Annotated in this window: 10 protein-coding genes; 5 read left to right on the top strand and 5 right to left on the bottom strand. The window is 71.4% G+C overall.

Annotation, left to right across the window (positions count from 1 at the left end; all coding sequences use genetic code 11):
- Positions 1-180 precede the first annotated feature (180 nt).
- Positions 181-4,254, bottom strand: coding sequence for a ricin-type beta-trefoil lectin domain protein (locus ACFY3I_RS43350; protein WP_390866458.1), 4,074 nt, complete (start codon positions 4,252-4,254; stop codon positions 181-183).
- Between the two features lie 360 nt (positions 4,255-4,614).
- On the opposite strand from ACFY3I_RS43350, the gene ACFY3I_RS43345 reads away from it, so the two are divergent.
- On the top strand, positions 4,615-5,655 hold the full coding sequence (locus ACFY3I_RS43345) for an alpha/beta fold hydrolase (RefSeq protein ID WP_390866457.1): 1,041 nt from the start codon (positions 4,615-4,617) through the stop codon (positions 5,653-5,655).
- Positions 5,656-5,674: 19 nt separating this feature from the next.
- On the opposite strand, the gene ACFY3I_RS43340 is transcribed toward ACFY3I_RS43345, so the two are convergent.
- Positions 5,675-6,454, bottom strand: coding sequence for an SDR family NAD(P)-dependent oxidoreductase (locus ACFY3I_RS43340; protein WP_390866456.1), 780 nt, complete (start codon positions 6,452-6,454; stop codon positions 5,675-5,677).
- Between the two features lie 284 nt (positions 6,455-6,738).
- Between ACFY3I_RS43340 and ACFY3I_RS43335 the strand changes: the two genes are divergently transcribed.
- From ACFY3I_RS43335 to ACFY3I_RS43320, 4 genes are all read left to right on the top strand, one after another.
- Complete coding sequence (locus ACFY3I_RS43335; RefSeq protein WP_390866455.1) at positions 6,739-6,933, top strand: hypothetical protein; 195 nt, start codon at positions 6,739-6,741, stop codon at positions 6,931-6,933.
- Between the two features lie 87 nt (positions 6,934-7,020).
- Complete coding sequence (locus ACFY3I_RS43330; RefSeq protein ID WP_390866459.1) at positions 7,021-7,323, top strand: helix-turn-helix domain-containing protein; 303 nt, start codon at positions 7,021-7,023, stop codon at positions 7,321-7,323.
- The gene (locus ACFY3I_RS43325; protein WP_390866454.1) at positions 7,323-8,978 is read left to right on the top strand and encodes a helix-turn-helix domain-containing protein; all 1,656 of its coding nucleotides are present in this window, start codon (positions 7,323-7,325) and stop codon (positions 8,976-8,978) included. The genes ACFY3I_RS43330 and ACFY3I_RS43325 overlap by 1 nt, the downstream gene beginning before the upstream one ends.
- A gap of 37 nt (positions 8,979-9,015) precedes the next feature.
- Positions 9,016-9,591, top strand: coding sequence for a transcriptional regulator (locus ACFY3I_RS43320; protein WP_390866453.1), 576 nt, complete (start codon positions 9,016-9,018; stop codon positions 9,589-9,591).
- 37 nt (positions 9,592-9,628) lie between these two features.
- On the opposite strand, the gene ACFY3I_RS43315 is transcribed toward ACFY3I_RS43320, so the two are convergent.
- The 3 genes from ACFY3I_RS43315 to ACFY3I_RS43305 form a co-directional block, all read right to left on the bottom strand.
- Positions 9,629-10,243, bottom strand: a complete 615-nt coding sequence (locus ACFY3I_RS43315) for a TetR/AcrR family transcriptional regulator (protein WP_390866452.1) — start codon at positions 10,241-10,243, stop codon at positions 9,629-9,631.
- Between the two features lie 108 nt (positions 10,244-10,351).
- Positions 10,352-10,909, bottom strand: coding sequence for a carboxymuconolactone decarboxylase family protein (locus ACFY3I_RS43310; RefSeq protein ID WP_390866451.1), 558 nt, complete (start codon positions 10,907-10,909; stop codon positions 10,352-10,354).
- Between the two features lie 23 nt (positions 10,910-10,932).
- Complete coding sequence (locus tag ACFY3I_RS43305; protein ID WP_390866450.1) at positions 10,933-11,310, bottom strand: nuclear transport factor 2 family protein; 378 nt, start codon at positions 11,308-11,310, stop codon at positions 10,933-10,935.
- Positions 11,311-11,478 lie beyond the last annotated feature (168 nt).

Here is an 11,478-nt window from a genome sequence, read left to right as displayed (position 1 = left end):
CCTCCACGATCGCGATGTCGGCGTTGTCCAGGTTGTCCTGGACCCAGTCGGCGTCGACCAGGACGTCGCTGCGGCTCATGCTCTTTCTCCTCCGGACGATGGTGCTCATCCGGTGAACGTTGCACCCCGGCCGGGCGGTTCACCCCCCATACACCGTACGAGGGGTGAACCGGAAGGTTGTCAGGACCGCTTTGCCGACGCGGAAGAGGCCGCCGCGGCCGGCAGGCTCCACTTCTGCTGGTCGGAGCCGCCGCAGGTCCAGATCTGGAGCTTGGTGCCATTGGCGGAGCTGGCCCCGGTGGCGTCCAGACAACGGCCGGACAGTGTGTTGACGAGACTGCTGCTCGCCCCCGCCGTCCACTTCTGCCCACTGCTCCCGTTGCAGACCTGGAGGGTCACCGCGGTGCCGCTGGCCGTGGCGTTGTTCACGACGCCCACGCAGCTGCCCAGGACCTGCACACTGCCGTCGGCGGCCACCGACCAGTCCTGCGAGACACCTGTTCCGCAGGTGTTCAGCTGGAGCGCGGTGGCGGCGGCGTTGGTGGACCCCGATCCGGCGAGGTCGACGCACTTGCCGCCGAGGCCGGTGACATGCCCGGTGGGCACACCCCCGGGCAACTGCCAGCGCTGGTTGTCGGAGACCGCGCAGGCCCAGATCTGCAACGGGGTGCCGTTGGCGGAGCTGGGCCCGGTGGCGTCGAGGCAGGTGCCGGACTTCCTGGATACCAGACCCCGGTCGGCGGCCCAGGTCCACTGCTGCTCGGTGGCGGAGGCGTTGCAGTCCGCCAGGACGACCTTGGTGCCGTCGGTGACGGCACCGCCCTTGAGGGCCATGCACCTGCCCAGCACGCTCACTGTGCCGTCAGCGGCGACCGTCCACTTCTGCGAGGCGCCCGTACCGCAGGTGTTCAGCTGAACCTGGGTGCCCGCGGCGGTGGTCGAACCGGACCCGGCGAGGTCGGCGCACTTGCCGCCGTAGCCGGAGATCCGGCCGCTCGGGTTCTGCGCGACCGGCAGCTGCCAGACCTTGCCCGGGGTCGAGGGACCACAGCTCCACAGCCACAGGACCGCCCCGACCGCCGAGGACGTGTCCTTGACGTCCAGGCACTTGCCGGTGAGGTCGTTGACCAGGCCACCGTCCGCGCCCGCGTGCCATTGCTGGGCGGCCGAGCCGTCACAGATCTCCAGCACCACCTGGCTGCCGTTGCCGGCGGTGCCGCCGCCGTCGGGTGTCATGCACCGGGAGTCGAACAGCCGCAGTGTGCCGTCCGCGGCGGCCTTCCACTGCTGGGAGTCGGCCGAACCGCAGGTGTTCAGCACCAGCGCGCTGCCCGGCTTCTGGCTGCCGTCGTCGCTGTCGGCGCACATCCCCTCGATGCCGGTGAGGTGCCCCTGCGGACCGGCCGGGGTGGTGGGCAGGTCGAACTTCTGCCCGCTGGTCGCCGTGGCACAGACGGCGGTGACCACGGCCGTACCGGCGGCGGTCGAGGAGCCCTTGACCTCGGCGCACAGCCCCGACGCCTGGTCGACCAGGCTGCGGTCCGCACCGGCCTTCCACTGCTGCGCGGCGGAGCCGTCGCAGGCCGCGAGCACCAGCGCGGTGCCGGCCGTACCGCTCCTGCCGGCGGGCATCACGCACTTGCCCTGCACCCACAGCGAACCGTCCCGGCCCGCGATCCACACCTGTGAGGCGCTGCCGTCGCAGGTGCCCGTCCGCACCGCCGTGCCGTTGGCGAGCCCGGAGGCATGGCCGAGACACGTACCCCCGACCGCGGTGAGCCGCCCGACCGGACCGGCCGGCGCGGCGGAGGCGGGGAAGTCCAGCCCGATCTGCGTCCTGCCCAGGTGCCTGGGCAGTTCGGCGGGCGCGCCGCCGATCTCCTGGAACGGCAACGACGTGACCGGCGCCGACTGGCGCTCGATCAGATAGGCGTGTCCGGCCTTGACGGGGAGGGTGAACTGGGCGGCGGTGGAGAACGCCACCACGGTCGAACCGTCCGCCGCGTCCACGACACCGGCCGGCTCGCCGGGCCAGGGGTTGCGGGTGACGAAGGAGGTGGTGGAGCCCGCTTCCAGGGCCACGGTGACCGGGACGCCGTCCCGGGTCTGCACGTCCACCTTGGCGTTGTCGTGCACGGTGACCGTGCCGTCCACGTCCCAGTCCGAAGGCACCGCCGGCGCGATGCGCAGCACGTCGTCGTAGTCCTGTACCAGCGCCTCGTTGACCGCCGCGGCGATCACCCCGTCGCTCTCGCTGTACGGCTCGCGACCGGTCAGCACGTTGTTGTTGCTGGCCAGACCGGACGGATAGAGCTGGTTGGTGACGTTGTACAGCAGCCCCGCCTTCACCGCGTCGGCGTCGCCGAGACGGGCCGCCTGGAGCGCGTCGAAGCTCCAGTTGGCGTCGTTGGGCCAGCGGCGGTTGTCGTAGGTGCGCTGTGCGAGGTCGTGCAGCCCGCCGGTGTCGCCGATCAGGCCGTAGGGCCACACCGGCTCCAGGTCCAGGTTCTCCGAGTTGTGCGTCTCGGCGGCCGGCTCGGCCGAGAGCGCGATGACGTCGCCGCCCGCGGAGTCCGCGGACGCGGTGAGCACCTGGGTGTGGGTGGCGGCGTCCGTGCGCGGCAGGGCCGGCAGCTTCGCCTGCGCGGCGGTCAGCTGCGCCTGGAGGTCGGTGTCGGTGCCGAGCGCCTTGGCCGCGGAGACGACCACCGGGAACAGCGCCTGCATGGCCGCGATGTCCGTGACCGGGTCGTTCACGTTCCACTGGGTCTCGTGCGCGTTGGCCCTGGTGTGCAGCAGACCGTCGCTCCCGGTCGTGGCGTACGACAGCAGGAACTGCGCGGCCGATTTCATCAACGGGTAGCTCTCCCGCAGGAACGCCAGGTCACCGCTGGTGCGGTACTGCTGCCACAGGGCCAGTGACACCTCCGCTCCGGTGGAGAGGGTCTGCGCGTTGTACGACGTCTCGCTCGCCTCGCAGGAGGCGTTGCCCGTGCCGGAGTCGATGTAGCCGTTGCCGTTGAACCGCATCGTCTCCGGGACGCAGGCGCCGGTGTGTCCCGGCATGTGGTCCCGCGTCCAGGCCTCGATGGCGGCGAGGTTGGAGGTGTAGAGGTCGTAGAAGGGGGTGTTCAGGTCGGAGACGCCCGAGGTCAGGTTGGCGCTGGCCTGCATGCGCAGGTTCCACCACCAGTAGTCGCGCGGGGACCAGTCGTGTTCGTCGCGGGTGAAGGAGAACAGGTCCGCGACACCGGCCTGGGTGCCGGGCAGCGAGCCCCGGTTGCTGGCCGCCGACTGGTAGAGGAAGACCGTGCGCAGGTTCTCCACGTAGGAACCGGTGCCGTCGGCCGACTCGATCTTCATGGTGCCGGCCCGGTCCCAGAAGTCGTGCCACCAGGCGGTGTGCGCGGTCTTCAGGCTCGCCGAGGACGCGCTCGCGTCACCGCCCAGGTACGACGTCGCGGTCGCGTTCGCGTCGCCGCCGGCCCAGTGCGGGGCGGCGACCACGACCCGGAACGAGCCGTCCGCCGCCGGGCTGAAGGCGACCTGCACGGTGTCCCCGTCCGTCACCGACGAGGTGACGTCGCGTCCGCCCGCCGAGATGCCCAGCAGGGTGCCGTAGGTGTCACCGGTGCCGCCGGTCCCGTCGTCCTTCCAGGTCTCGGCGAGGGTGGCGACGGCCCCGGAGGCGGTCGTGGACGGCGACCGCCCGTCCCACAGGTCACCGCGCACCGTCTGGGTGCTGCCCGGGTCCGCGCCGGTGACGTCGACGACGAGTTCGTCGCGGTCGGCGCGGGTGTAGACCGTCGCCGTCATGCCGCCGCCGGACTCGGTGAGGACACCGTCGTACAGATCCAGGCGGGCGGAGAAGTCGTCGGCCCCGGTGAGGGCCTTGAGGCCCGGGATGGTCACCCGGCCCGGGGACTTGCGGTCGGGGAAGGCGTCGCCACGGTTGAGCTGGGCGGTGAGGCCGTCCGCGGCCCACACCGCCGCGCCCAGCGCGCCGTTGCCCAGCGGCATGGACTGGGTGGGATCGGTGTTGGCCTGGCCGAGCACCACGTCGGACCGGTGGACCACGGCGGAGCGGTCCACCTGGAAGGCGCCGTTCTGCCAGGCGGTCGTGGTACCGGTCTGCGCCGTCGCCGTGTGCCCCTGCGCCGCGACGGCGGTGGAGGGGCCGAGGATGCCGAGGGTCAGGGCGGTCACGGCGCCGATGGCCGTGAGCGCGCCCCGGCCGGGTCTGTGCCGGCGCATCGGTTCACACGCATCAGGTGCGGGCCGTCTGGCGGCCCGGGTTCTGGTTCTCACACGGCGATGACGTGCGCGGGAAGACACCTAGTTCATGCGCCGGGTCTGGCGACGGCCGACATGCCGCGCTCCTTCGCCCCGCGAGCGGTGCACCGTCGGCGCCCGGCGCCGCCGGCCCGGTGGCCAAGTTGGCCGAAACTCATACCTTCATCAGCGGGCGGGCGCACACGTGCCCGGAGTGATTCCGTCCCCTCCGCTTGACAGTGACAGCGGGACCGAGCATTGTCGTCACCCGTCAAAGAGGTGACGAATCATGTGTGTGAACACACAACCTCACACCCTCCGACCGAACGCGAGGAAGCAGACATGATCAGCAGGCGCGGACTGACCCGGGCCATGACGGCGACGGCTGCGGTGGGAGCCGCCGGTCTCACCGGGGCGGGCCGGGCGTCGGCACGCGAGGGCACGGCGGGCACCCGGCCCGCCGGGGGGCGCGCACCGCACGGGCTGGGACCGGTACGGCACACCCGCACCGCCCTTCTCGACATCGCCTACCACGACGTCGGGCCGGCCGGAGGCAGGCCGGTGATCCTCCTGCACGGCTGGCCCTTCAGCCCCGTCGGCTCCTACGCCGAGGTCGCTCCCGCCCTCGCCCGGCGCGGCTACCGCTGCTACATCCCCTACCTGCGCGGCCACGGGGAGACCCGGTTCCGCCACCAGGACACCGTCCGGTCCGGGCAGCAGGCGGCGCTCGGCGCGGACCTGATCGACTTCATGGACGCGCTGCGCGTCCCGCGGGCGCTGTTCGCCGGCTACGACTGGGGCGGCCGGGCCGGCGACGTCGCCGCGGCGCTGTGGCCCGCGCGCTGCGACGGCCTGGTCTCGGTCAACGGCTATCTCATCCAGAACCTGGCCGTCGCCCAGCAGCCGCTGGCCCCCGAGCGGGAAGAGGGCTACTGGTATTTCTTCTACTTCCTCACCGAGCGCGGCCGGAAGGGACTGCAGAGCCACCGGGAGGACCTGGCGCGGGTCGTCTGGCACCGCAACTCACCCCAGTGGCAGTTCACCGAGGCCGAGTTCGCGCAGACGGCGCCACTGTGGACCAATCCCGACTACGTCGACGTGGTGATCCACAGCTACCGGCACCGGCTGGCCGCCGCGCCCGGCGACCCCCGGTACGCGGACCTGGAGAACCGACTGCTGGACCAGCCCCGGATCACCGTCCCGACGGTGACCCTGGACGGGGCGACCGACGGCGTGCTCCCACCGACCGACGGCAGCGGCTACGCCGTCCCCTTCACCGGCTCCTGGACCCACCACATCGTCCCCGACGCCGGCCACAACCTGCCCCAGGAACAGCCCGCGGCCTTCACCGCCGCGATCCTGGAGGCCGATGCCATGAGGTGACCTCCACCCGCAACACGCCCTAGTAGTAGATCGCGCCCTTCAGCCCGCCGCCCACGCTGATCGGGTCACCGTTGATGGCCACGCTGAGCGGGCTCGCCAGGAAGGCGACGACGGCCGCCACCTCGTGCGGTTCCACGAGCCGCTCGATCGAGGCGGCCGCCGCCCACTGCTGCTCCAGCTCCGCCGCGCTGCGTCCAAGGGCGGCGGCCCGCTTGTCGAGGTTCTCCACGAACGTGCGGGTCCGGGTGGCACCGGGGTGGACGGCGACGACATTCACGCCACTCGGCCCGAGTTCGTCCGCCAGGTTCTTCGACATGGCGGTCACGGCGGCGTTGCGGATGGACCCGGTCACCGACCCGGTCTGCCGTGCCGCCAGCCCGCCGATGTTCACGATCCTGCCCCAGCCGCGTTCCTTCATCTCCGGTGCGAAGGCGTGGACACACCTGAGGTATCCGCGGACCTTCACATTGATCTCGGCCTCCAGGGCGTCGTCGGGAATCGCCCCGGGATTCATCATGGCGGCGTTGTTCACCAGGATGTCCACACCGCCGAGCCGGTCCTTCACCGCCGCCGCCATCGCGGTCACCGAAGCGTCGTCCCCGGTGTCGGCCGCGACCCCGACGACCTCGGCGCCGGTCTCCGAGCTCAGCAGCGCCGCCTGCTCCTGGACCTGTTCGGCGGACCGGGAGACCAGCGCGACGGCCGCGCCCTCCGCGGCCAGCGCCCGCCCGACGGCGAAGCCGATACCCCGGCTGCCGCCTGTGACCACGGCCCGTCGGCCGGTGAGTTGGAGATCCATGCCTTGTCACATCCTGTAGTTCCAGACACCTGGTGACGCACACCTGGTGCAGCGATCGGGCGCATCATACGTACCGATCCGGCATGGCGCCTTTGCCTGTCCAACCCAGGGAGACATGTCGGACGTTGATCCGCCGGGTCGGGAGCCGTCACATCCATCCACCGGATGTGATACGCGGCATACCCTTTCTGGCGTCACCCCCTTGACTGGTGACGCTCGGTGCGGCAGGCTGATGCGTGTCCAAGGCGACAGGCTGGACGCGATCCACGAAGTGGAGAATGGCCATGAAGAAGGAACTCACCACGGACGCCGCCGCGGCGGAACTGCGTCACGCACGCTTCGGCCGGCTTCCCGAGCGCGTCCGCTTCGACCAGATGACCCAGGGGGTCGAGGTCACTCCGAGCGGTACGAAGGGCTCGTACGACCCCGAGGGCTCCTGGAAGTACTACTCGTGTCTGGCCCTCGACCTGGGCCTCTGACGTCCGGCGAGCCCGCCGGGCCGGTCCCGGGCCATGCGATATCCGTATGGGCGGTGAGTGTCGCGCGGTAGGGTCTGCGGCGTGAGCATGAACCTCGAGGAGCGGGTCCGATCGGCGGTGGCGGCGCTCCTGCACGCCACCGGCGAATCGCAGACCAGGCTCGCCGACGTCCTGGGAGTGACGCAGGCGCAGGTGAGCCGCCGCCAGTCGGGCACCGCAGCGTGGAGTCTCGGCGACTGCGAGGCGGTCGCCGCGCACTACGGCATCGACGCGCTGGACCTCCTCGCGGGCCCGACCCGGGCCGCCGAGGCACTGCCCGCCGAGCGCCGCCGCACACCCGGGCGCCCGTCCGGCGCGGTAGGCTCCGCGGCCGTCGACGGGACGGTGTGATGGCGGACTTCGGAGCGATCGACGCGCTGCTCGCCGGGGCGAGGACAGAGGTCCCGCTGCCGTCCCCCGAGGAACGGCGGCGCCTGCGCGAGCAGCTGAACCTTTCGCGTACCCAGCTCGCCCAGGCCCTGGGCGTCGGCTCGTCCACGGTCGGCGGCTGGGAGGCGGGCCGGGACCCGAGCGGCGAGGCACGCGAGAAGTACGCGTACTTCCTCGAAGGAGCGCGGACGAAACTGGCCGCCGAATCCGGGGACGCCGAATCGGGGGACGCCGAATCCGGGGACGCCGAGACCGGAGACACGGAGACCGGCGAGACCGGAGACAGCGACGAACTCACCGACACCGACGGACTGACCGATACCGGCGAAGTCACCGGCCCCGGCGAAGTCACCGACGTCGACGTGCTCGCCGCACCCCGGCCCTGCGTCCTGTGCGGACAGCCGGCCCGCCACCAAGTGGAGGGGTTCCCCCAGCACCTGGACCCCGCCGAGTGTGCCGCACCCGCCCCCTCCGCGCCCTCCGCCGCATCAGCCCCCTCCACCGCCCCCGCCCCGCCCCCGGCACCCGCCCCCACGCGGGAGCCGATGCCCCCGGCGGAACGCCGGCACACCGTGCCCGCGGACCGGGAGCGGCCCGCGCGGCCCGGGGTGAAGGTCGTACCCGTCGGCCGTCGCCTGAAGTCCGCGGACACCCCCGACCTGATCGGCTCCGCCGTGGCCGCCGCCCTCGCCGAGCACTCCGGTGACCTCGAAGCGGCGACCAAGGCCCTGGTCAGGCGCGCCATCCCGGACGCGATGGCCCTGCTGGACCACAGCCGCAAGGGCGGCCGCTACGAGGTGGTCGCGCACCCCTGGCTGCCCGACGTCCTGCGCAAGCAGACCTCCCGGGGCGCCGACCAGGTCTGGGAGGCACGCCCCAAGTGGACCAGGCCCGAACTCCCGGCCGGCGAGCACGAGATCACGGCCCTGGACGTCAACGGCGCCTACCTCAGCGCGCTCAAGACCCACCTCCCCCTCGGCCAGCTCGAACACTCCACCGGTGACCTCCACGACCGTCGCCGCGCCGGCGTCCACCTGATCACCCCGCCGCACTGGGAGCACGACGCCTACCTGCCCAACCCGATCGGCAGCCGCGACGAACCCGGTCCGCTGTGGGTGACCGAACCCACCCTGCGCCTGCTGCTGCGCGTCTCCTCCGCCAAGTACGGACTGTGCGACCCGCCGCAGATCCACGAGTCGTGGACGTCCGGCGCGACCGAGGGCCTCCTGGAGAAGTTCCGCGTAGCGCTCAAGGACGCCAGGGACCGGGCGATCACCGAGGACGACGACGTGACGCTCGAGTACGTCAAGGCCATGTACTCCAAGTTCGTGTCCACGCTGGGGGAGTCCAACTACAACCGCGAGCTGTACCGCACCGACTGGATGCACCTCATCCGCTCCCAGGCCTTCGCGAACCTGTGGTGGAAGGCCCATCGCGCCTACGACGAGGGCCTGATGGTGGTACGCGCCATGGGCACCGACGAACTGCACGTCACCGGCGACTGGCGCGCGGTGTTCCCGGAGGGCCGGGGTGTGGCCGAGGTGAAGGTCAAGGACGTGTACGCGGTGGGCGACGAGCCGGCCGACCAGGGACCGGAATCGGCTGTACCCTCATGAGCGTCCGTCGGCCGGGTCGTACAACGGGGAGTGGGAAATGCCGGAGAGGAACATCGACTTCGGCAAGTTCGGGGCCCGCGGCATCAAGGGGTACGAGGCCGTGGCCCGTCGGCTCGACGTGCTCGCCGGCTTCGTCGCCACCCCGATCACGCAGAGCCGCGGTCTCCTCGCCCGGCTGCACTACCTGACCCGCAGCGACCGCGCCCGCCAGGCGGCCCGCGAGGCGGGCCTCACCGTCACCGACCGCACGCTCAGGGCCTGGCTGGACGGCCGGCGCAGCCCCTCCAGGAAGAACCTCCAGGCCATCGAGGCCGCCTACCGCACGGTCCGCCGTCACAACGTGGCCCGGTACCTGACCTCCCGTCTCAACCGGCAGGGCCGCGGCACCCGCGTCGAGTTCCATCCCCTCAACCAGTCCCAGGTCACCCGGCCGCACCAGCGCGCGGTCTCCTTCCGCACCCTCAACGTGCGCCACTGGGACCGGATCGTCGTGGCCTGGGCCAACGACGACGAGGACGCACTCGACGACGCCTGGATCAACGACGCGACGGTGGACCTCGGCTCCGAATGGGGCCAGTACGAATACGTCACCACCATCGGGTTCGCGGCCTGACCCCACAGACAGCCGCGTCCGCGTCCGCGGCCGCGCCTCACCGACCGGCGGGCCGGGGATTCCCGGGGCAGGTGCAGTCCCGCAGTGCTCCGAGCACCATCTCCCCGTAGCGCCGCCAGGTCGCCGGGTCGCGTTCGGCCAGTTTCACCAACTGCAGGGCGGTACCGCACAGGACCACCCGCAGATCCAGCGGGGTGACGTCACCGCGCAGGTTCCCGGCGTCCCGCGCCCTCTCCATCACCCTCACCAGTTCTTCGAGGACGGACGCGGCGGCGGGGGACGCGGCGTCCGCGAGCCTCTCGGCGAGCAGGCGATCGTGCGCCAGGGTGTCGAAGAGTTCGAGGACGAAGCCGCGGAAGGCCTCGTAGGGACCGGCTTCCCGCATCGCCGCCGCTGTGCGCTGTCCGAGCCGGTCAAGGCTCAGCGCCGTGATCGTCTCCAGCAGGTCCTCCTTGGTCGGGAAGCTCCGGTAGACCGTCGCCTTCCCGACCTCGGCCTTCGCCGCGATCTGCGGTACGGACGCCTGTGTGCCGGACTCCCGGAAGACCTCGACCGCGGCGGCGACCACGCGCTCGTGATTGCGACGGGCGTCGGTCCGCTTCGGCGTCCTGACCACCCCCTGGAGGGGTTCGGGTGTCGTGGAAGGGTTCATGCGAGGCAAACCTGTCTCGTGGGCCGGGGCGGACGATCGCGTCGATGGTCTCAGACTCGCCTCCGGCCGGACCCGGTGCTCCCCGCGCGGTCCGCCCGGAGGTCAGCCTCAGACGCCGTCGTCCGGCGTGTCCAGTAGGGGTTCGCCGCCGTAGACCTGGGTCACCTCGACCTCCAGCACGGTGGAGATACGGCCGAACGACCAGTAGTAGCCGACCACCTGGAGCACCTCGACCAGCTCGCGGTCGGTGAGGTACGTGCGCGCCTCCTCGAAGAGTTCGTCGGGGACACAGGGGCACTGCACCACTTCGGCCGTGAAGCGCAGCAGGGCGCGGTCGGCCTGCGAGAACTCGGGGCTGTCGAGCTGCCGGGCCCGGATGAGCTGCCGGGTCCGCTCGTCGACCCCGGCCGACTGCGACATGGGGTCGTGCTGGGCGGCGACGAACGTACTGCCGGTGTACTCGGCGACGGTGAGGATCACCATTTCACGCGCGCGAGCCGACAGCTCAAGCGAGGTGAACTGCGCCTTGGCGAGCTGCACGAACGGCTTCACCGTTCCGGCCGAGTGGGACATCATCTTGACCATCGGGTCGGGTGGCAGGGTGGCGAGGAATGCGCGGGTCTCGGCCGGGAACGACGCGGCGTCGGGGTCGGTAAGGCGAGGCATGTCGTGCTCCGATCGTTCGGGGATCAGCGGGTTTCGTCCACGGCGACGTCGAAGCCGGTCTCGCTCAGGTTCTGGAAGCGGCCGTCCTCGGCGAAGGTGCCGAAGATCGCGATCTCGCGGCTCTGGGTGGCGCCGTCGGCCAGGGTGAGGTGGAAGACGTGGCGCTCGGCGTAGGTGTCACCGTCACGGATCTCGTCGAGCACGGTCACCTCGCCCTTGGTGATCTGACCGCGGACACCCGCGACCATGTGCGCGAACTCCTCGCGGTTCAGCGTCCTGCCGTCGCTGCGGTGGGTGTAGCCGGGGGCGTAGTACCGGTCGAGGGTCCGGTGCAGTTCCTCGTCGGGGTCGGGTTCGAAGACCAGGGCGCGGAGGGCTTCGCTGATGCGGGCGTGCGGCATGACTGAGAGATCCCTTGCGTACGGGGGCGGGCAGGAAGCGGACCCTTGGGTCCGGTAATCAGATTACCGGACCCCACGGGCCCCGTACAAATATTTTTGACCCAACGCCCCGGGGGTCAAGCCTAACCCCCCGGCACACAAGGGTTGGTGGCCCCCGCACACCCCCGG

The organism is Streptomyces sp. NPDC001068, from assembly GCF_042897315.1.
In the GTDB taxonomy this organism is placed as follows: domain Bacteria; phylum Actinomycetota; class Actinomycetes; order Streptomycetales; family Streptomycetaceae; genus Streptomyces.
Note: the sequence above shows the minus strand (reverse complement) of the source record. Positions and strands in the feature narration are given on the sequence as shown.